This is a genomic window from Amorphus suaedae, from assembly GCF_053629675.1.
In genome coordinates this window covers 12,602-33,497 of record NZ_JBRJIT010000002.1, presented here as the reverse complement: position 1 = coordinate 33,497, position 20,896 = coordinate 12,602, and the positions used below count along the sequence as shown (strand labels likewise).

Annotated in this window: 16 protein-coding genes; 7 read left to right on the top strand and 9 right to left on the bottom strand. The window is 68.7% G+C overall.

From position 1 onward, the window contains the following. The first annotated feature begins 267 nt into the window (after positions 1–267). Positions 268–1,074, top strand: coding sequence for a YdcF family protein (locus tag AB7M35_RS13875; RefSeq protein WP_453960778.1), 807 nt, complete (start codon positions 268–270; stop codon positions 1,072–1,074). Here AB7M35_RS13875 and AB7M35_RS13870 read toward each other — a convergent pair. The 4 genes from AB7M35_RS13870 to AB7M35_RS13855 form a co-directional block, all read right to left on the bottom strand. Beyond that, on the bottom strand, positions 1,062–2,084 hold the full coding sequence (locus AB7M35_RS13870) for an NAD-dependent epimerase (RefSeq protein WP_453960777.1): 1,023 nt from the start codon (positions 2,082–2,084) through the stop codon (positions 1,062–1,064). The genes AB7M35_RS13875 and AB7M35_RS13870 overlap by 13 nt on opposite strands. Positions 2,085–2,210: 126 nt before the next feature. Next, positions 2,211–3,497 (bottom strand): nucleotide sugar dehydrogenase, encoded by a 1,287-nt coding sequence (locus AB7M35_RS13865; RefSeq protein ID WP_453960776.1) that lies wholly within the window; start codon positions 3,495–3,497, stop codon positions 2,211–2,213. A gap of 150 nt (positions 3,498–3,647) precedes the next feature. Then, complete coding sequence (locus AB7M35_RS13860) at positions 3,648–4,505, bottom strand: methylated-DNA--[protein]-cysteine S-methyltransferase (protein WP_453962538.1); 858 nt, start codon at positions 4,503–4,505, stop codon at positions 3,648–3,650. Positions 4,506–4,629: 124 nt separating this feature from the next. Next, positions 4,630–5,145, bottom strand: coding sequence for a DUF2244 domain-containing protein (locus tag AB7M35_RS13855; protein WP_453960774.1), 516 nt, complete (start codon positions 5,143–5,145; stop codon positions 4,630–4,632). 22 nt (positions 5,146–5,167) lie between these two features. Between AB7M35_RS13855 and nth the strand changes: the two genes are divergently transcribed. The 4 genes from nth (at position 5,168) to otsA (ending at position 9,951) form a co-directional block, all read left to right on the top strand. After that, entirely contained in the window at positions 5,168–5,926 is a 759-nt protein-coding gene (gene nth, locus AB7M35_RS13850; RefSeq protein WP_453960772.1) for an endonuclease III, read from the top strand. A gap of 115 nt (positions 5,927–6,041) precedes the next feature. Further along, positions 6,042–6,785: a trehalose-phosphatase gene (otsB, locus tag AB7M35_RS13845; protein ID WP_453960770.1), complete on the top strand. Its 744-nt coding sequence runs from the start codon at positions 6,042–6,044 to the stop codon at positions 6,783–6,785. Next, on the top strand, positions 6,782–8,560 hold the full coding sequence (locus tag AB7M35_RS13840) for a glycoside hydrolase family 15 protein (protein WP_453960769.1): 1,779 nt from the start codon (positions 6,782–6,784) through the stop codon (positions 8,558–8,560). Before otsB ends, AB7M35_RS13840 begins: the two co-directional genes overlap by 4 nt. 8 nt (positions 8,561–8,568) lie before the next feature. Then, positions 8,569–9,951 (top strand): alpha,alpha-trehalose-phosphate synthase (UDP-forming), encoded by a 1,383-nt coding sequence (otsA, locus tag AB7M35_RS13835; protein WP_453960767.1) that lies wholly within the window; start codon positions 8,569–8,571, stop codon positions 9,949–9,951. Positions 9,952–9,978: 27 nt separating this feature from the next. Here otsA and pdeM read toward each other — a convergent pair whose 3' ends face one another. The 5 genes from pdeM to AB7M35_RS13810 form a co-directional block, all read right to left on the bottom strand. Next, entirely contained in the window at positions 9,979–10,695 is a 717-nt protein-coding gene (gene pdeM / locus AB7M35_RS13830; RefSeq protein WP_453960765.1) for a ligase-associated DNA damage response endonuclease PdeM, read from the bottom strand. Further along, complete coding sequence (locus AB7M35_RS13825) at positions 10,692–13,217, bottom strand: ligase-associated DNA damage response DEXH box helicase (RefSeq protein WP_453960763.1); 2,526 nt, start codon at positions 13,215–13,217, stop codon at positions 10,692–10,694. The genes pdeM and AB7M35_RS13825 overlap by 4 nt, the downstream gene beginning before the upstream one ends. 111 nt (positions 13,218–13,328) lie before the next feature. Then, complete coding sequence (locus tag AB7M35_RS13820) at positions 13,329–14,720, bottom strand: ABC1 kinase family protein (protein ID WP_453960762.1); 1,392 nt, start codon at positions 14,718–14,720, stop codon at positions 13,329–13,331. Positions 14,721–14,881: 161 nt separating this feature from the next. Next, positions 14,882–15,043 (bottom strand): hypothetical protein, encoded by a 162-nt coding sequence (locus tag AB7M35_RS13815; protein WP_453960761.1) that lies wholly within the window; start codon positions 15,041–15,043, stop codon positions 14,882–14,884. A 51-nt stretch (positions 15,044–15,094) separates the two neighbouring features. Beyond that, on the bottom strand, positions 15,095–16,939 hold the full coding sequence (locus AB7M35_RS13810; RefSeq protein WP_453960759.1) for a M3 family oligoendopeptidase: 1,845 nt from the start codon (positions 16,937–16,939) through the stop codon (positions 15,095–15,097). A gap of 212 nt (positions 16,940–17,151) precedes the next feature. Here AB7M35_RS13810 and AB7M35_RS13805 point away from each other — a divergent pair, with 212 nt between their 5' ends. After that, the gene (locus tag AB7M35_RS13805; protein ID WP_453960757.1) at positions 17,152–18,801 is read left to right on the top strand and encodes a L,D-transpeptidase family protein; all 1,650 of its coding nucleotides are present in this window, start codon (positions 17,152–17,154) and stop codon (positions 18,799–18,801) included. Between the two features lie 281 nt (positions 18,802–19,082). Beyond that, entirely contained in the window at positions 19,083–20,807 is a 1,725-nt protein-coding gene (locus AB7M35_RS13800) for a DUF882 domain-containing protein (protein ID WP_453960755.1), read from the top strand. Positions 20,808–20,896: the final 89 nt, after the last annotated feature.

The following is a 20,896-nucleotide window of genomic DNA, read 5'->3' as shown; positions in this document are numbered from 1 at the left end:
GGTCGACTCGCGTCGATCCGGGCACGGCTGCTCTAGCAGAGCAATCCGCGCCGCACAACAGATCGGGCGTCGGGTCCGGGCCCACGCCGGCGCGATGCCCTCACGGGCCACGCACGCGACGTCGGCGGACCGGATTGAAGCGGCGGGAGGGATCTGCAAATGCTTTGCCTGGCGCGCGATGACGTCCTCGCGAATCGACCCGAGGTCATGACATGCGATCGATCCTGACGCTCCTCGACCACGTCCTCTCGGCCGGAGGGAGCCTCGGTGCCCGCCATTCTTGAATCGATCCTGCGCTTCTTCACCCTTCCCTCGAACGCGCTGGCGACGCTGCTGGTGCTGGGAGTGATCGGACTTCTGGCCGGCGGCCGGCGGCTGGGCGCGGCCACGGTCACGCTCGCGACGGTGCTCCTGCTCGTCTGCGGCTACACGACCCTCGGCATCGGGCTTCAATACCCGCTCGAACGGCGCTTTCCGCCAAGCCCGCAGGTGACCGCGCCGCCGACCGGGATCATCATCCTTGGCGGATCGATCGATGCGACACTGGTCAGCGACGGGCGCCCGATCCCCCTCAGCGAAGCGGGAGACCGCTTCACCGCCATCCCGGATCTCGCCGCGCGATTCCCCGACGCGAAGATCTTCATCGCCAGCGGCGGGGCACCGCGCGGACGTCCGGGGATGACGGAGCTGACCCTTGGCAAGGAGCTGCTGACGAGCTTCGGCATCGCCGAGGACCGCATCATCGGCGACCACCGGTCGGTCGACACCTGGGACAACGCCCGCTTTGCCCATGACGCGCTTCGCCCGCAGCCCGGCCAGACGTGGCTGATCGTCACCTCGGCCGTGCACATGCCGCGCACGATCGGAGCCTTCCGGGCAAGCGGTTGGACGGGGCTCGTTCCGTGGCCGGTGGACTATCGCACCCGCGGCACCGAGTGGCCGGGGATCACTCCGATGCTCTCGGCCGGCCTCGGAAACGTCGACGACGCGGCCCACGAGTGGGTGGGCCTGTTGGCCTACTGGCTGCGCGGACGCTCGCCCACGCTGTTTCCGGCCCCCGATCAGCAGCCGTAATAGTCCCGGTACCAGGCCACGAAGGCCGCAACGCCATCCTTCACCGGCGTCGCCGGCCGGTAGTCGACCGCCTTCTCCAGTTCCGACACGTCGGCATAGGTGTCCGGCACGTCCCCCGGCTGCAGGGGCAGCATGTCCTTGATCGCGGTCCTGCCGACGGCATCCTCGATCGCCTCGATATAGGCCGACAGCTTCACCGGCGCGTTGTTGCCGATGTTGAAGATCCGGAACGGGGCGTTGGAGGAACGCGGATCCGGGTCGGAGGCGTCCCAGTCCGGGTCAGGCTCCGCCACCTGATCGCTCACCCGGATCACCCCCTCGACGATGTCGTCGACGTAGGTGAAGTCGCGGGTGTGGTTGCCGTGATTGAACACGGGGATCGGCTCGCCGGCGAGGATGTTCTTGGTGAACATGAACAGCGCCATGTCGGGCCGGCCCCACGGCCCATAGACGGTGAAGAAGCGCAGGCCCGTGGTCGGCATGCGATAGAGATGGCTGTAGGCGTGCGCCATCAGCTCGTTGGCGCGCTTGGTCGCGGCGTAGAACTGCAGCGGATGGTCGACGCCGTCGTGCTCGGAGAACGGCATCTTGGTGTTGGCGCCATAGACGCTGGAGGTCGACGCGTAGGTGAGATGCGCCACCTCTGCGTGGCGGCAGGCCTCCAGGATGTTGGTGAAGGCGATCAGGTTGGATTCCACGTAGGCATGCGGATTGACCAGGCTGTAGCGCACGCCGGCCTGGGCGGCGAGGTGGATCACGCGGTCGAACGCGTGCGTCTCGAAGCAGGACTCCACGGCCGCCCGATCGGCGAGGTTCGCGCGCACGAAGGCGTACTCGGCGTTGGTCCGGGCCGCCGTCTCCTCCAGCACGGCCAGCCGCGCTTCCTTGATCGCCGGATCGTAGTAGTCGTTGACCACGTCGAAGCCGACGACGCTGTCGCCGCGCTCGAGAAGACGCTTGGCGGTGTGGAAGCCGACGAAGCCGGCGCTGCCCGTGACGAGTACCTTCATCGGATCCTGTCTGCGCGTGTGCGGGGAGAAGGGGCGGCGCGCACCGATGGGCGCGGCACACCCACCGGGATCAACGACCCCGGCCGTCGTGTCAACGTTCTGTCACACAGCGTCGCACGAAGCGACTCACGGCCGCCAGAGGCGAACCTGGTCGGGTTTCGCGTCCCGGTCGAGGCGCGCCTTGAGGTCCATCACCACGCCGCCGCCCTCGACGAGCAGCCGCTCCACGAATGGCCAGCCGCGTTCGAGATAGGCTTGGTGCGGGACCGCCAGGATGACCGCATCGGCGGGGTCGAGATCGGCCTCGTCGACCAGCTCGAAGCCGTACTCCCGGCGCACTTCGGCCGGGTCCGCCATGCAGTCGGAGACCGCTACGTCCATCCCGAAGGCCTGCAGTTCGCGGATTACGTCGACGACCTTGGAGTTGCGGATATCCGGCACGTTCTCCTTGAACGTGATGCCCAGGACGGTGACGCGCCGGCCCGGCCGGCCGCCGCTGTTGATCAGCCGCACGCCGGTGCGCGCGATGCGGGCCCCGACGTCGTCGTTGGTCCGCCGCCCGGCAAGGATCACCTCGGGATGCAGCCCGGCCATCTGCGCCTTGTGGGTCAGGTAGTAGGGATCGACGCTGATGCAGTGGCCGCCGACCAGACCGGGCGTGAAGCGCAGGAAGTTCCACTTCGTGCCGGCCGCGGCGAGAACGTCGTAGGTGTCGATGTCCATCCGGCCGAAAATGTCGGACAGCTCGTTCATGAAGGCGATGTTCAGGTCGCGCTGGGCGTTCTCGATGACCTTCGCCGCCTCCGCGACCCGGATCGACGGCGCGCGGTGGATGCCGGCCTGCACCACGGAGCCATAGACCTCCGCGACCACGTCGAGGGTGCGCGCATCCTGCCCGGCGACCACCTTCACGATGGTTTCCAGCCGATGCTCCCGGTCGCCCGGATTGATGCGCTCCGGCGAGTAGCCGACCGTGAAATCCCGGCCGCACACGAGCCCCGACGTGCGTTCCAGCACGGGCACGCAGTCTTCCTCGGTGGCGCCGGGGTAGACGGTGGATTCGTAGACGACGATCGCGCCGGGAGAAAGCGCCGCGCCCACCGTCGCGCTTGCCGCCATCACCGCCCCCATGTCCGGCCGCCGCGCGGCATCGATGGGCGTCGGCACCGTCACGATGAAGAAGTCGGAGCCCTTCAGCGCGTCCGGATCGCTGGAGAAGGAGATGCCCGCCTCGACGAGGTCGCGCTCGTCGACCTCGCGGGTGTGGTCGTGGCCGGACCGAAGCTCCTCGACGCGGCGGGCGCTGATGTCGAAGCCGACAACCGGCGCGCCGGATTTCGCCAGCGCCACCGCCACCGGCAGCCCCACGTAGCCGAGGCCGATCACCGCGATCTTCCGGCCGTGCTGCGTCATCTCTTCCCCCTCCCGGCCCGGCACGGGCTTGAGCGGCGTGATCCCTAGATCATTCCGCACACGGAAGGAAGACAAGACCGGAATGCGCACGCGCCGGGCGTGCCGCTCACCCGGCCAGACGGCGTCGGAGGCCCCTCTGCCGGGGCACCCTCACGCCGCGAAGCGGCCAGCCTCCCAGCCGAGGATCGCCCGCTTGCGGGTGAGGCCCCAGTGGTATCCGCACAGGCTGCCGCCCTTGCCCAGCACCCGGTGGCACGGCACGACGAACGAGATCGGGTTGCGGCCGACGGCCGTGCCCACGGCGCGCGCCGCCGTCGGCTTGCCGATGTGGCTGGCGACATCGGAATAGGTCGTCGCCTGGCCCGGCTTCACCTTCAGGAGCGTCTGCCAGACCTTCACCTCGAAATCGGTGCCGATCAGCACGACCCGAACCGGCTGGTCCCGGCTCCATGCCCCCGGCTCGAACACCCGGGCGGCGGTGGCCGCGGTCGCGGCGGGATCCTCCCGGTAGTCGGCGTTCGGCCAGCGACCCGCCATGTCGGCGAAGGCCGCGGCCTCCTCGCCCGGATCGGCGAAGGCGAGGCCCGCGAGGCCGTAGTCGGTCACCATCAGCAAGGCCCGTCCGAACGGGCTTTCGTGCCAGCCCCAGCGGATCTCGATGCCGCGGCCGCGCTCGCGGTAAACCCCGGGCGGCATGGCGACGTGGGTGACGAAGAGATCGTGCAGGCGGCCCGGACCGGACAGCCCCGCCTCGAAGGTCGCATCCAGCACGCTCGCCCGGTTCTCCAGAAGCTGGAGCGTGTGGTCCAGGGTCACCGCCTGCAGGAACTGTTTCGGCGTCAGCCCCGCCCAGCGGTCGAAGACGCGCGTCAGCTGCACCGGCGTGACGCCGACGGCCCGCGCCACGTCAGGCACGCTCGGCTGATCCTGGAAGCGGCTGGAGATGTGGGCGAGCGCGCGGCGGACCACATCGTAGTCCTCCGCCGTCCGGGCCGGGACCGGATCCATCTCGTCGGTGCGTGCCGGCAGTGCGTCGATTGCGGACCCAAACATGATCCCGGGCTCCTTGTTGCCTGTCATGCCGGAATGAACCCCGATCCGCGCGTTTCCGCGACCCGTTTCCGAACACGCATCAGGCGGCGCGCGGTCCGCCGCGTTTGGCATCGGCAAGCGCGCCATCGAACGCCGCCGCGAAGCTCTCCCGGTCGTCCGGGTTGAGGAAGCCCCCCACCACGAGGCTGCGGCCGTGGGACGTCAGGGTCAGGTTCGTCACGCCCTCGTCAGCGAGGCGGGTGATGGCGAGGCGCGCCCAGGCCGGGTTGAAGCGGTACTCCCGCGACCGCCCGTTGGCCCCGACCTGCCGCACCAGGATCTCGGTGGTGGACACCTGCACCTCCTCGAAGGCACGGGCGGCGCGGTAGTTCTGGCGGAAGGCGAAGAACAGGAGGCCGACGTCGGCGATCATGAACAGCGCCACCGGCCACGCGCCGATGACGTAGAAGCGCAGCCCCGACCACACCGCGATCAGCGTCGCGATGCCCATCATGACGCGGAAGCCGCGCCGCCCCAGCGAGCGATGCGGGGTGAGCACCGCCGAAAAGAACGGTGCCCCCAGCTCCCGGTCCGATGTCGTGTTGCCCTGTGTCATGGAAGACAATTATAGAACCGAAATGGCCGAATCGAAGTCCCCGACGCGCTCGACATCGCCGAACGGCAAAAAGGCCGTTGTCGGCGCGGCGTCGGCGGCGCCACCGGCCCGGCGAAAATCGCTGTCGAAAACCCGCAGCGCCTATACGAAGGCCGAGGTCGAGGCGATCTTCGCGCGCTTCGAGGCCCGCGATCCGGAGCCGCGCGGAGAGCTTCTCTACGTCAATCCGTTCACCCTGCTTGTCGCGGTGGTGCTGTCGGCCCAGGCCACCGACGTGGGGGTCAACAAGGCCACGCGGGGGCTGTTTGCGGAGGCCACCACCCCGCAGGCGATGGTGGCGCTGGGCGAAGACCGGGTGCGCGAGCACATCCGCACCATCGGGCTCTACCGCAACAAGGCGAAGAACGTCGTCGCGCTCTCGCGCGCGCTCATCTCCGAGCATGACGGCGAGGTGCCGCGCGACCGCCGGGCCTTGCAGGCGCTGCCCGGCGTCGGGCGAAAGACCGCCAACGTGGTGCTGAACATCGCCTTCGGCGAACCGACGATTGCGGTCGACACCCACATCTTCCGAATCGCCAACCGCATCGGGCTGGCGCCCGGCAAGACGCCCGATGCCGTCGAGACGCACGTGGAAAAAGTCATCCCCGTCCGCTTCAAGCAGCATGCGCACCACTGGCTGATCCTGCACGGGCGCTACGTGTGCAAGGCCCGCAAGCCCGAGTGCACCGCCTGCCTGATCGCCGATCTGTGCAAGAGCCCGGAGAAGACGCTGGCTGCCTAAGCAACTGACGCTGCTGGCATTCCCGAGCGCCTGCTTGCGGCAATCCGATCGCGACGGGTGCCGGCTGGCGCGTCGCACATCGACCCCCTCCCGCGCCTGGTTTACAAGGAACGGCATGACGCACCCTCCGATACCCCTCCGCCCCGCCGTGTTTCTCGACTTCGACGGCACGCTGGTGGACATCGCGGAAACCCCCGAGGCGATCATCGTCTCCGACGACCTGGTCGCGCTTCTCGGTCGCGTGCGCAGCCGCGCCGGCGGGGCGCTGGCCGTCGTCACGGGTCGCCGTATCGCGGAAATCGACCGGCATCTCTCTCCGCTGATCCTGCCGACGGCGGGCCTGCACGGCATCGAGCGCCGCAGCACCGAGGACGCCGCCATCGTCGAGCTCCCGAAATCCGCGCAGGTCCGCATCCTGCGCGAGCGGCTGGAACGCTCGCACCTGCTGCAGAACGGCGTCAGCCTCGAGGACAAGGGCAGCGGCATCGCCGTTCACTACCGGCAGGCCCCGGGGGCCGCCGAGGACGTGAAGGCGGCGTTGCGCGAAGCGGCCGGAGATCTGGAGGAACTGCACCTGATCGAGGGCAAGATGGTCGTCGAGGCCAAGCGCGGCGACGTGAACAAGGGCATCGCGATCGCCGAGTTCATGCAGATCCCGCCGTTCGAAGGCCGCACGCCGGTCTTTCTCGGCGACGACGTGACCGACGAGGACGGGTTCCGCATCGTCACCGCCATGGGGGGCGTCGCCATCAAGGTCGGCGACGGGACGACCAGCGCCGCCTACCGGCTCGACGACAGCACCCACGTGATGGAATGGCTCGATCGCCTGGCCCACCCGGAGAGGTCGCTGGCGTCATGAGCACGCTCGACCTCGGCCTCATCGGCAACTGCTCGATTTCCGTCCTGATCGACAAGCAGGCCCGCGTCGTGTGGTGGTGCCTGCCGCGCTACGACGGCGATCCGGTGTTTCACGCCCTCCTGGGCAGCCGCTCGGGCGACCCGGCCGACGGCGCCTTCACGATCGAGATCGAGGGCCAGGTCCGCACCGAGCAGAGCTACGTCACCAACACGGCGATCCTGTCGACGCGCCTCTACGCGGAGGACGGCACGGCGATCGAGATCATCGACCACGCACCCCGCTTCGAGGCGCGCGGCCGCACTTTCCGCCCGACCCAGTTCGTGCGCCAGGTGCGCCCGCTCGTCGGACGGCCGCGGATCCGCATCAAGATCCGGCCCGTGTTCGGCTGGGCCCGGTCGGCGCCGGAGATCACGTCGGGCTCCAACCACATACGCTATGTCGGCGACGGTATCGCGCTCCGCATGACCACCAACGCGCCGGTGACCTACATCCGCGACGAGACGTGGTTCCAGCTCGACCGCGAGCTGGCCCTGTTTCTTGGCCCGGACGAGACGCTTACCGACCATCCGGTCAAGATCGCCCACACCTTCATGGAGAACACCGAGACCTATTGGCGCGGCTGGTCGCGCCGGCTCGGGCTGCCGCTGGAATGGCAGGACGCGGTGATCCGCGCGGCGATCACCCTCAAGATGTGCACCTTCGAGGAGACCGGCGCCATCGTCGCCGCCATCACCACGTCTATACCGGAGGCGGCGGACTCCGGCCGCAACTGGGATTATCGCTACTGCTGGCTGAGAGACGCCTTCTTCGTCGTCCGCGCCCTCAACGGGCTGTCGGACCTGGAGACGATGGAAAACTATCTCCGCTACATCAACAACATCATCGCCATGACGAAGGGCGATCACGTCCAGCCGGTCTATGGGATCGGCTTGGAGCGGGCGCTGATCGAGGAGACCGTCGACCTGCCCGGCTATCAGGGCATGGGGCCGGTGCGCGTCGGCAACCAGGCCTACGAGCACTTCCAGCACGACGTCTACGGCAACATCGTGCTTGGCGCCGCCCAGGCGTTCTTCGACCAGCGCCTGTTCCGGCCTTCCGGCATCGAGGACTTCCGGCAGCTGGAGGCGATCGGCGAGAAGGCGTACGAGCTCTACGACAAGCCCGACGCGGGCATGTGGGAACTGCGCACGCGCGCCCGCGTCCACACCTCGTCGAGCCTGATGTGCTGGGCGGCCCTCGATCGGCTCGCCAAGATCGCCTACCGTCTCGGTCTCGATCCGAAGAAATGGCGCAGCCGCGCCGACGAGGTGAAGGAGGTCATCCTTCGGCGCTCCTGGAACGAGGAACTCGGCGCCTTCGCCGAAAGCTTCGAGGGAACCGATCTGGACGCCGGCCTGCTGCTCGCCGCCGAGGTCGGGCTGGTTTCCCCGCACGATCCCCGCTTCGTCTCGACGGTGGAGAAGATCGGCGAGAAACTGCGCCACGGGAACCATCTCTACCGTTACGCTGCGGCAGATGATTTCGGCCGGCCTGAAACCGCATTCAACATTTGTACGTTCTGGTACATAGACGCACTGGCTCGGATCGAGCGTGTGGAGGAAGCCCGGGAGATCTACGAGTCCATGCTCTCGTGCCGAAATCACCTCGGTCTGCTGTCGGAAGACGTCGATCCGGCGACCGGCGAGTTGTGGGGCAACTTCCCGCAGACCTACTCGATGGTTGGCATCATAAACGGCGCGATACGGCTCAGCCGGCGCTGGGACAAGATGGTCTAAGGAGGGACATGGGACGCCTCGTAGTCGTTTCGAATCGCGTTGGTCCGCTGAAGGATACGGGCCGGGCCGGTGGCCTCGCCGTGGCACTCGTGGACGTATTGCGCGAGAAGGGCGGGGTCTGGTTCGGGTGGTCCGGCAAGATCACCGAAGAAGGCACCTTTTCCGAGCTGCGCGAGCAGAGCTCGGGCTCGGTCAAGATCGCCACGATCGACCTGACGCAGACGGACTACGACGAATACTACGCCGGCTATGCAAATCGCTGCCTGTGGCCGACCATGCACTACCGGCTCGACCTGACCGACTTCGATCGCCGCTTCGACGAAGGCTACCGGCGGGTGAACGAGCGCTTCGCCGTCCGGCTGAAGGCGCTGCTCGAGCCCGACGACGTGATCTGGGTCCACGACTACCACTTCATGCTGCTGGGCGCCCAGCTGCGCGCCGCCGGGGTGGAGAACCCCATCGGCTTCTTCCTGCACATCCCGTTCCCCGTGCCGGAAGTCCTGACCGCGCTGCCGAACCACGCCGGGCTGGTGCGCTCGATGCTCGCCTACGACCTCATCGGCTTCCAGACCGAGCGGGACTCCCTCGCGCTGAAGCGCTACCTCGTGGAGGAGGCCGGCGCGTCGGAAGGCCCTGACGGCGCGATGTCGGTGCTCGGCCGGACCGTGCACCTCGGCGCATTCCCGATCGGCATCGATGCGGACACCTTCGCGGAATACGCCGTTGCGGGCGAAGGCCAGCGCAACTTTCGCCGGCTCAAGACCCTGCTCAACGGCCAGGTCCAGATCGTCGGCGTCGACCGTATCGACTATTCCAAGGGCCTGCCGGAGCGCTTCCGCGCCGTCGAGCGGCTGTTCGAGGACTATCCGGAGAACCGCGGCCGCGTCTCCTACATGCAGGTGGCGCCCCCATCGCGCTCCGAGGTCCGCGCCTATTCGGACATCCAGCGGACGCTGGAGGGGCTCACCGGGCGGATCAACGGGCGCTTCTCCGACATCGACTGGACGCCGATCTCGTTCCTGACGCAGTCGCTGCCCCGCCGGTCGCTCGCCGGCATCTACCGGGCGAGCCTCGTCGGCCTCGTTACGCCGCTGCGCGACGGCATGAATCTCGTCGCCAAGGAGTACGTCGCGGCGCAGGACCCCGAGGATCCAGGCGTGCTCGTGCTGTCGCGCTTTGCCGGCGCCGCCGAGGAGCTGCGCGAGGCGCTGATCATCAATCCCTACTCGATCGACGCGATCGCGGAGGCCCTGCAGACCGCCATCCGCATGCCGCTGGACGAGCGCAAGGAGCGCTGGGAGCGACTCTACGACCGCATCACCACGACCACGGCGTCCCAGTGGTCCCACAACTTCGTGGAGCGGCTGACCAAGGCGGCCAGGCGCACCTGACCTCGCCTCCCTCGCCGGCGTTTCGGGTCAGGCGAACGCCGCAACCGTGCCCACCGCGTAGACCTGGTCGCGGCCGATTAGAAAGGCCCGCACGTCGGCGCGGCGCGGCCAGAGGGCCTTGAAGGCGGCATCGCGGATGTCGAGGCCGCCGGTGTAGGCGCCGAACGCCGGCAGCACCATGCGCGCCCCGCAGCCGAGGAAGCACCGCCGCCGCAGCGACTTGCCCGGCCCGGACACCCGTGCCACCGGATGCAGGTGACCCGCCACCTCGGGCGCCTCCACCGCACCGGTCGACGGTTCGTGGCGGAAGGTGACGCCGCCGAGCGTGATCGCCTCCGCGACCGTCCCGCCCCACGCGACGGGCGGATTCGGATCGTGGTTGCCGGAGATCCAGACGAAGTCCGCCATGTCGGTCAGCCGGCGCACCACCTCGCGCGAGGCCTCCGACAGCCGGTCGCCGGCCGCCGGGTCGTGAAAGGAATCGCCGAGCGCGATGATCCGGTGCGGCGCGAACCGCGCCACCACCTCGGCAAGGCGGGCCAGCGTGACGTCGCTGTCGTAGGGCGGCAGGAAGGTGCGCGAGCGGGCGTAGGAGCTGCCCTTCTCCAGATGCAGATCGGCGACGATCAACGTCGACTCGTCGGCCCAATAGAGCGCGCCGGAGGGATCGAGCTCGGCCGACATGCCGCCGATCGCCACTCTCCGGTAGGTCCGTTCCGCGGTGTGCTGAGGCCGCACCGTCATGCCATCGCTTCCTCGATCAGCGCCTCGCCCGCACCCGCCAGGATCGCTTCGTCGGCCTCGCCGCCGACCGCTTCCCTGCCGATGTCGAGCAGGATCGGCACCGCCAGCGGCGACACCCGATCCAGCCGTTTATGGACGATTCGGCCCTTGATGCGCGAGAGCATCTCGCCGAGCCGCGCGATGTCGAGCAGGCCGGAGGCGGCATCGGCCCAGGTGGCGCGCATCAGCAGGTGGTCCGGCTCGTGCTGGCGCAGCACGTCGTAGATGAGGTCGGTGGAGACCGTGACCTGCCGGCCGGTCTTTTCCTTGCCCGGATGGCGGCGCTCGATCAGCCCGGAGATAACGGCGCAGGCCCGGAAGGTCCGCTTCAGGAGATAGCTTTCCGCCAGCCACGCCTCGAGGTCGTCGCCGAGGAGGTCTTCCTCGAACAGCTCCCCGACCGACGGACAGCCCCGGGCGAACAGGCCGCCCATGTCCTCCAGCGCCCAGATGCCGAGGGCATAGTCCGACGCCACGAAGCCCATCGGCTTGGCGCCGAACCGCTCCAGCCGGCGGGTCAGCAGCATGCCCAGCGTCTGGTGGGCCAGCCGCCCCTCGAACGGGTAGACGACCATGTAGTGGCGGTTGGCGCGCGGGAAGGTCTCGACCAGCAGCTCGCGCCGCGTCGGCAGCACCGAGCGCAGCCGCTGCACGCTCAGCCACTCCCGCACCTGCTCCGGCAGCCGGTCCCAGCTCGTCTCGTCGGCCAGCAGCCCGCGCACGCCGTCGGCCAGATAGGTAGACAGCGGAAACTTGCCGCCCGCATAGACCGGGATCTTCGGCGTGTCATCGCGCGCCTTGGTGACCAGCACCTCCTGCTCGCGCATCGCCTCGAAGCGCAGCACCTGGCCGGCGAACATGAAGCTGTCGCCCGGCGACAGGGTCTCGATGAAATACTCCTCGATCTCCCCCAGCATCCGTCCGCGCCCGGTCAGAAGCCCCGCCTTGCCCCGCCCGACCATGCGGATCTTCACCAGCGGTGCCTCGACGATGGTCCCGACGTTGAGCCGGTAGCGCTGGCCGACGCTCGGATGGGTGAGGCGAAAGCGCCCGTCCGGCATCCGCCGGATCTTGGCGAAGCGCTCGTAGGCCTTCAGCGCGTAGCCGCCGGTGGCCACGAAATCGACGACGGTGTCGAAGGTCGCCCGGTCGAGGGCCCGGTACGGGTAGGCGGTCGTCACCTCCCGGTGCAGCTCGGCCGGATCGAAGGGCGCCGCACAGGCCACCCCCAGCACGTGCTGGGCCAGCACGTCCAGGGCGCCCTCGCGGATCGGCGGCGTGTCCTGGGCGCCGATGTAGTTCGCGTCCAGCGCGGCGCGGCACTCCAGCACCTCGAACCGGTTCGCCGGCACCAGCAGCGCCCGCGACGGCTCGTCGAAGCGGTGGTTGGCGCGCCCGATCCGCTGGGCGAGCCGGCTCGCCCCCTTCGGCGCGCCGACATGGATGACCAGGTCGACGTCGCCCCAGTCGATGCCGAGGTCCAGCGTCGAGGTGCAGACCACCGCCCGCAGCCGGTTCTCCGCCATCGCGGCCTCGACCTTGCGGCGCTGGGTGCGGTCCAGCGAGCCGTGATGCAGCGCGATCGGCAGCGTGTCCTCGTTGATCCGCCACAGCTCGTGGAACAGCATCTCGGCCTGGCTGCGGGTGTTGACGAACACCAGCGTCGTCTTGTGGGCCTTGATCGCCTCGTAGACCGCCGGAAGCGCCCAGCGCGCCGAATGCCCGGCCCAGGGAATGCGGTCGGCGGCATCGATGATGCGGATGTCGGGCCGTGCCCCGCCCGCCACCTCGACCACCTCGGCCATCGTGCGATCGTCCGGATCGGCCTGCGGCACCAGCCAGGCCCGCAAGCCCTCCGGATCGGCCACCGTCGCCGACAGGCCAACGGTCCGGAGGTTCGGCGCGTGCCGCCTCAGCCCGGCGATCCCGAGCGACAGCAGGTCGCCGCGCTTGGAGGTGACGAGGGCGTGGAGCTCGTCGAGGACGACCACCTCCAGCTCGGAGAAGAAACGATCCGCCTGCCGGTCGGCGAGCAGCAGCGCCACCTGCTCCGGCGTCGTCAGCAGGATATCCGGCGGAATGCGCTTCTGGCGCTGGCGCCTATTTACCGGCGTGTCGCCGGTGCGGGTCTCCACCGTGATGGGCAGCCCCATCTCGGCGACGGGCGTCTCCAGGTTGCGCGCGATGTCGACCGCGAGCGCCTTCAGTGGCGAGATGTAGAGGGTGTGCGGGCCTTCGCGGGTGCTGGAATTGCGGCGCGGGCGGGACGCGGCGAGATCGATCAGGCTCGGCAGGAAGCCGGCCAGCGTCTTGCCGGCGCCGGTGGGTGCGATCAACAGCGCCGACCGGCCGGCCCGCGCATGCGCCAGCAGATCGAGCTGATGCGGCCGCGGCGTCCAGCCGCGCGACAGGAACCAGCCCGAGAACGGCTCGGGCAGCAGCGCGGCGTCGGCAATCTGGGGCTCGGGGGTCGGCGCGGTCACGGGGCGATCAACGGGCCATGGCGGAACGAAACTGGAACATCGCCCCATTCCAACCCGGGATTTCGCGCCAGCGCAAGGGTGCGCGCGTCATGCGGCGCCGGAGCGCGCGCCTCAGGCGGCCACGTCCCAGTCCGGCGCGGGAAGCCCCGCCTCGGCCAGCGCTGCCTTCTGGCGCCGGGCGATGCCCGCCTCGTCGACGCCTTCGATGGCCGACTGGAACAGCTCGTAGAAGTTCAGCTTGGCATCGAGGTGCAGGAACACCGCGCCGAGGCCGATCGCCGCCCTGTCCATGAACACGAACTCGCGCGGTACCGTCACCGGCCCCTTCTCCTTCAGCGCCTGGTGCACCGAGAAGGCCTCGCGGCGGCCGTACTCGCCCGGCTTGGTGCCGTCGGCGATGGTGCGGACCCGATCGTCGAGAAGCGGCCCGTAGATGAAGCGCGCCCAGATGTTGAGCACGTCGATGAGGTCGTTCGACAACCCCTTGAAGCCCCAGGTCTCGTAGGCCGCGACGATCCGGTCGCGGTCGTCGTTGGCAAGCCCCTGGTAGAGCTCAAGCACACCGTTGATGAAGCCGGGCGGGAAGATGCGGATGCAGCCGTAGTCGAGGAGGTTGATGCCGGCCGGCCGGCCCTCCTCCTCGTAGACGGTGTAGTTGCCCAGGTGCGGGTCGCCGTGGATCACGCCGACGCGGGCAAACGGCCGCCACCAGGCCCGGAACATGGTCTCGGCGAGGCGGTTGCGGTCCTCCAGCGAACGGTCGCGGAAATCCAGCAGCCTGCGGCCGTCCAGCCAGGTCATCGTCAGCAGCCGCCGGGTCGACAGCGCGTCGTGCACGTCCGGCACCACGATGCCCTGCTCTTCCGACAGCACGGACTTGTAGAGCCGGGCGGCGCGCGCCTCGCGCTTGTAATCGAGCTCCTCGCGCAGCCGCTCGCCGATCTCCCGGGCAATCTGGCTGGTATCCAGCGCCGGGCTCATGCGGCGATGGATGGAGAAGATCCAGGACAGCTGCTTGAGGTCCGCCTCGACGGCGGAATCCATGTTCGGGTACTGGAGCTTGCAGGCGAGCCGCAGGCCGTCGTGATCCACCGCGCGGTGGACCTGGCCCAGCGAGGCGGCGGCGGCCGGCTCGTGTTCGAACGACTTGAACTTGCCCTGCCAGTCCGCGCCCAGTTCGGCCGCCATGCGCCGCTTGACGAACGCCCAGCCCATCGGCGGTGCGTCGGACTGAAGTGTGGCCAGTTCGGCGGCGTATTCCGGCGGCAGCGCATCGGGAATGGTGGAGAGCAGCTGGGCCACCTTCATCAGGGGACCCTTGAGATTGCCCAGCGCGGCCGCGAGTTCGCCGGCATGGGCGTCACGCTGCAGCTCCATGCCGAAGAAGCGCGCGCCGATCATCTTGGCGGCAACGCCCGACATGCCGGTCCCGACCCGGGCATAGCGCGCGGCCCGGCCGCTGAACCGGTTGCGCTCGCTGTCGCCGCTTTGATCGGAAGCCATAGGCTGTGTCCTGTCCGGGTGCCCCGCACCCCTAACTAGGCGCCGGAGCGCCGCCGGCCAGCCGGCACGCGTCGATGCCGGCCGCCGATGTTATCGGCCAACCCAAGGTACAGGCGACAGCGGTCCAGGCCGGCCGGGCCGTTGCGCCATTTCGAAGAGACCTAGCGCCGCATCATCCAGAGCCCGCCGATGATGATGGCGAGGACGGCGAGGAAGATCAGCACGACGACCATCGCCGCCGCGCCGATGATGGCGCCGAGCGTCTTCCAGAAGCCGACGGTCGCGATCAGGATGATCAGGATCAGAAAGAAAATCAGCGGCATTCCAAGCTCTCCTCTTCAGCCCCTCGACGGCGCCTCTCGTGCCACCCGCCGTCAGGCCCCCTCGGCTTCCAGTTCGTCGATCATGCGCTCGATGACGCCCAGCCCCTTCTGCCAGAAGGCCGGGTCGCGCGCATCGAGGCCGAACGGCTCCAGAAGCTCCGAATGATGCTTGGTGCCGCCGGCACGCAGCATGTCGAAGTAGCGCTCCTGGAATCCCGTCTCGGCCTTTTCATAGACTGCATAGAGCGAATTCACGAGACAGTCGCCGAACGCGTAGGCGTACACGTAGAACGGCGAGTGGATGAAGTGGGGCACGTAGCACCAGTAGGTCTCGTAACCCTCCGACAGGCGCACGGCCGGGCCAAGGCTCTCGCGCTGCACGTCCAGCCAGATTTCGCCGATGCGTTCGGAGGTCAGTTCGCCCTCGCGCCGCTCCAGATGGATGCGCCGCTCGAAGGTGTAGAAGGCGATCTGCCGAACCACCGTGTTGAGCATGTCCTCGACCTTCGAGGCCAGCATGGTGCGCCGCTGCTCCGGCGTCTCGGCCGAGCCCAGCAGGCTCTGGAAGGTCAGCATCTCGCCGAACACGCTCGCCGTCTCGGCAAGGGTCAGCGGGGTCGGCGCCATCAGCGATCCGTTTGGCGCGGCCAGCAGCTGGTGCACGCCGTGGCCGAGTTCGTGGGCAAGCGTCATCACGTCCCGCGTCCGGCCCTGGTAGTTCAGGAGGACATAAGGGTGCACGCTCGGGATCGTCGGATGGGCAAACGCGCCCGGCGCCTTGCCGGGGCGCGGCGGGGCGTCGATCCAGCCGTTCTCGAAGAACCGCTCGGCCAGCGCCGCCATGTCGGGCGAGAACCGGCCATAGGCCGAAAGCACCTTCTCGCGCGCCTCGTCCCAGGGAATCAGGCGGTCGTCGGTGTCGGGCAGCGGCGCGTTGCGGTCCCAGTAGTCGAGCGCGTCCTTGCCCAGCCAGCGTGCCTTCATCGCGTAGTAGCGATGCGAGAGGCGCGGATAGGCCTCGTGCACGGCATCGACGAGCGCATCGACGACCTCGCGCTCGACCCGGTTGGCGAGATGGCGGGAATCGGCAACGTCCTCGAAGCCGCGCCAGCGGTCGCCGATCTCCTTGTCCTTGGCCAGCGTGTTGGTGATGAGCGTGAAGGTGCGGATGTTCTCCCCGAACACCTTGGCCAGCGCCTCCGCCGCCTTGCGGCGCACCTCGCCAGAGGAATCCTGAAGCTTGTTCAGCGCTTCCTCGAGCGTCAGGTCCTCATCGCCGACGGTGACGGTCAGCGCGGCCATGGTCTCGTCGAACAGCCGGTTGAAGGCACCGCGCGAGGTCACGGACTTCTCGTGGAACAGGCGCTCCAGCTTGTCGTCGAGCTGATACGGCCGCTCCTTGCGGACGTCCTCGATCCACGGGCGGTAGTGGGCCAGCGCCGGGTCCTCCAGCGCCTTCTCCATCACCGCGTCGTCGATGTGGTTGAGTTCGAGGGTGAAGAACAGCAGATGCACCGTCGCGGCGGTCAGCTTGTCCTGGACGTCGCCGTAGAACTTGGAGCGCTTCGCATCGGTGGTGTCGCCGGCATAGATCAGGCCCGCATACGACACCAGCCGCCCGAGCTTCTCGTCGATGGCCTCGTAGGACGCGATCACCGCGGCCAGCGCGGCGCCGCCGTTGGCTCCGGCGGCAAGCTCCGCCAGCCGGCCCTTGTGGGCCTCCTCGAACGCCGCGCACTCCGACAGGGCCGTCGCGAGGTCGTCCTTCACCTCCGCCGCGTCCATCGCGGGATAGAGGTCGGTCAGGTCCCATTCGGGCAGCGCGGTCACCGCGCCGTTCGCGGGTGCGGTGGCGGCGTCCGGGGAAGCGGCGCGGCGGGGACGGAAGGTCGTCATCGGAAGGTCCTGCTCCAGACGGGCGTGTCATCAAGCCGATAGCACGGCGGGACGGGATTGGCTCGGACGGAAACGCCGAACGGTCGTGGCGTGGCAGACACAGCCGTGATCGGATCGACCGATCCGCGGGCCGGTCTCGTTGGTCGCGGTTGCTACTTGTTCACTCCTTGGGCCTAAATCAATGTCCGAATCGAGGGCGTGAGGAGCGGTCTATGCGTTTGAAGGTTTTTGCCGGCTTTGCTGCCGCGGCCATCCTGCTGCCCTCCGCCGCGGCCGCGCTTCCCGCCGGTCCCGCCACGCCCTCCGTCCTCACCGAAGATCTCGCCCGGACCCCGAAGCCGACCGCCCGTCCCATGGATCCGCTTCATGGCGCGCTGCGCAGCGGGCTGATGGGCACCGATCCGGTCATCTCCGAGAAGGACCGCTTCCGCGACGCGCTGATCGCCTTCTACGAGGATCGCGATTTCCAGCCCGTCTGGATCGCCGACGGCGCCCTCACGCCGGCGGCGCGCGCGACCATCGCCCGGCTCGGCGAGGCGTCCGCCGACGGGCTCGATCCCGCCGACTACGTCGTGACCGAACGGATGCTCGACACCGGCCCGCATCCGGACGGGCCAGATCTCGTCGCCGCCGAGCTCAGCCTGTCGCGCGCCACCATGGCGTTCGCCCGCGATGCCCAGGCCGGCCGGATCAACCCGCGCACGCTTTCCAGCGTGAACACCCAGAAGCCGCCCATCCCCGATCCGCTGGTGTCGCTGAAGCGGGTCGCCTCGGCGTCGGATCCGGCCGAGGCCCTCGACGCCTTCAACCCGCCCCATCCCCAGTTCCAGGCGCTGAAGAAGGCGCTTTACGAGACCCGCAACTCCTCCGTCGTGAAGCCGCTGCCGGTGCCGGCCGGCCGCAACCTGCGCCCCGGCGACACCGACGCCCGCGTCGGCCTGCTGCGCCAGCGCCTCGGCGTCGTCCTGCAGAGGGGCAGCGACGTGACGATCTACGACGACGCGGTCGTGGAGGCGGTGAAGGCGTTCCAGAGCGACCACGGCCTGAGGCCGGACGGCATCATCGGCCCCAACACGCTGGCGGTGATGAATCGCGGCCTCGGCGGCGATCCGGTGACCGACATCCTCGTCAACATGGAGCGCTGGCGCTGGATGCCGCGCGACCTCGGCAAGACCTACGTCTTCGTCAACATCCCGGCGTTCACCGTCACCATCCGCCGCGACGGCACCACCGCCTACGAGGGCCGCGTCATCGTCGGCAAGCCGACCAACCCGACGCCGATGTTCTCCGACGAGATCGAGCACTTGGTCGTCAATCCGTACTGGAACGTGCCGTACTCCATCGCCTCCAAGGAGATGCTGTCCTCGATCCAGAAGAACCCGAGCGGCTACTTCTCCACCCGGGGCTACGAGGCGGTCTACAAGGGCAAGGTGGTCAACCCGTCCTCCATCAACTGGAGCCCGGCGGCGCTGCGCGACGTCCGCATCCGCCAGAAGCCCGGCAACAGCAATGCGCTCGGCCACATCAAGTTCATGTTCCCCAACGAGCACGCCGTCTATCTGCACGACACCCCCAGCCGCAGCCTGTTCGCAAAGCCGGTGCGGGCGTTCAGCCACGGCTGCGTCCGAGTGGACGATCCGCTCGAGTTCGCCGACGCCCTGCTTGCCGAGGAAGCCCACTGGAACGCCGCCCAGATCAAGAAGCTGATCGGCGGCAGCGAGCGCTACCTCCCGCTGGAACATCACATTCCGGTGCATCTCGCCTACTTCACCGAATGGGTCGATGCCGACGGAACGCTGGTGCACTATTCCGACATCTACGGTCAGGACCGTCGGCTGGCGAAGCTGCTGAAGGCCGATTGAGCCCGAATCATCACGTTTTCGGGCCTGCGGAGGCCGGGTCATAAAAGAGCCCGCATCGCACGGAACAAGACCATCCGTGGATGGCCGCGGCAACGGATCGCCGGGCTGTGCAGTACGCTGCACATCCGAGAGGCATGCGGCTTTTCATCGCGCGCGCAATACGGTAAATCCTCATTAACCCGTTCCGCCCTATTGCCTTGGGGTCGGGATAAAGCTGTCGCTTTCGAGCCAAGGACTGCGTCTTGGACCAGCTATCGAACGGGAATGGTCGTTTCTCCATCATGCGCAAAGTCCGCAATGCGGCGACGGCGTTGGTCGTTGCTCTCAGTGTTCTCCTCGCCGGCGTGCCCGCACAGGCGGCCCGCGATCGGACGCTCGATCTCTTCTTCACCCACACCGGCGAGAAGCTGAAGATCACCTACAAGCGAAACGGCCGCTTCATTCCGTCCGCGCTGACCGAGCTCAACCGGTTCCTGCGCGACTGGCGCCGCAACGAATCCACCAAGATCGACCCGGAACTCTTCGACCTGCTCTGGCAGATCCAGCAGGGCGTGGGTCAGGGCCGGACGATCCATGTCGTCTCCGCCTACCGGTCGCCGGCGACCAACAACATGCTCCGCTCGCGCTCGCGCGGCGTCGCCAAGTTCAGCCAGCACATGGCCGGCAAGGCGTGCGACTTCTACATTCCCGGCGTTTCCACCGCGGAGATCCGCAAGGCCGCCTTCAAGCTCCAGGTCGGCGGCGTCGGCTTCTATCCCACCTCGCGCACCCCGTTCGTCCACCTGGACACCGGCAGCGTGCGCTCGTGGCCGCGGATGACCCGCTCGCAGCTGCTGGCGGTTTTTCCGGACGGCAAGACCGTGCATCTGCCGGATGACGGCAAGCCGCTGCAGGGCTACGAACTCGCCAAGGCCGAGCTGGCGGCGCGCGACCGCAACGCCCGCACCCAGGTCGCCACCTCGTCCGGCGGCGGCGGGCTGGGCAGCTTCTTCGGCGGCGGCGACAGCCGTCGCGACAGCCTCGTCCGGCCGGAAAGCGGCAACGGCAAGAACATCATCGCCTCGCTTCTCGGACGCGACAACGACGACGTCGAGGACACCATCGAGCGCGAAGTCACCGCCGAGGAGCGTTCCCGTCCGATCCTGACGGCGTCCGCCACCCGGGCGAGGTCGGCCCCCGAGCCGCAGTCCGTGACCTCGTCCACGCCGGCCTCCTCCTCGGCGCTTCCGGGCGTCAACCTGACCGCTCCCGACGACGAGATCGCCACCCGCATCAATACGACGCCGGCTCCCGCGCCGGCCGCCCCGGCGGCCGAAGAGAGCGCCCCGGCCGTCGCCGAGACGCCCAGCGCGCCGCCGCCGGTCCCGGTGGTCCGCCCCGTCGCCGCCCGCCCCGACAACGGCACCCCGGCCGTCGCCCCGGCCATCCCGACGCCGGCGCCCGAAATCACCCCCGCGGAAGGCCCGAGCCCGGAGGCAGTCCTCGTGGCCGCCCTGCCCAAGCCACGGCCGGAGCATGACGTTCCGTTGTCGCGCAGCGCCAGCCAGGAAGCCGCCGTCGCCAGCCTGCGCGAGCGCCTGGACGACACCACCGAGGTCCCGGTTTTCGGCTACGCGAGCGCGGCGGACGCCGCCAGCTCGGGCGGCGACAACGTCCTGAGCGCGACCGCCGCCATGGTCGTCGGGCCCGAGACCACGCCTCCGACGATGACGCCGACCGTGACCGCCGACATTTCCAGCGCCATGGCCGCCGGCACCGACCCAACGGCCACTTTCTTCGGCGCGCCCGACCGTGACGACTCGCGCTTCCTGATCGGCGACAATTCCATGCGGACGATGCAGTTCGCCTGGCTGTCGCATCCCAATCAGGGGCAGATCGCCATGGTGACCGCGCTGCATGCCTCGATGGGCGGCTCGGGCGAACTGTCCGACGGCACCGACGGGCTGCGGACCGATCGGTTCGAGGGCATCCCGCAGGTGTACATCACCCGGTCCGCCTCCCGCTGACCCGCTCTCCGGCCGTATCGCGAGCGACCGGCCGTTGCGCCGCGCGGCTTCGCGCCGGGTGACCACCGATCCTGGCCGCCAGCATCTGA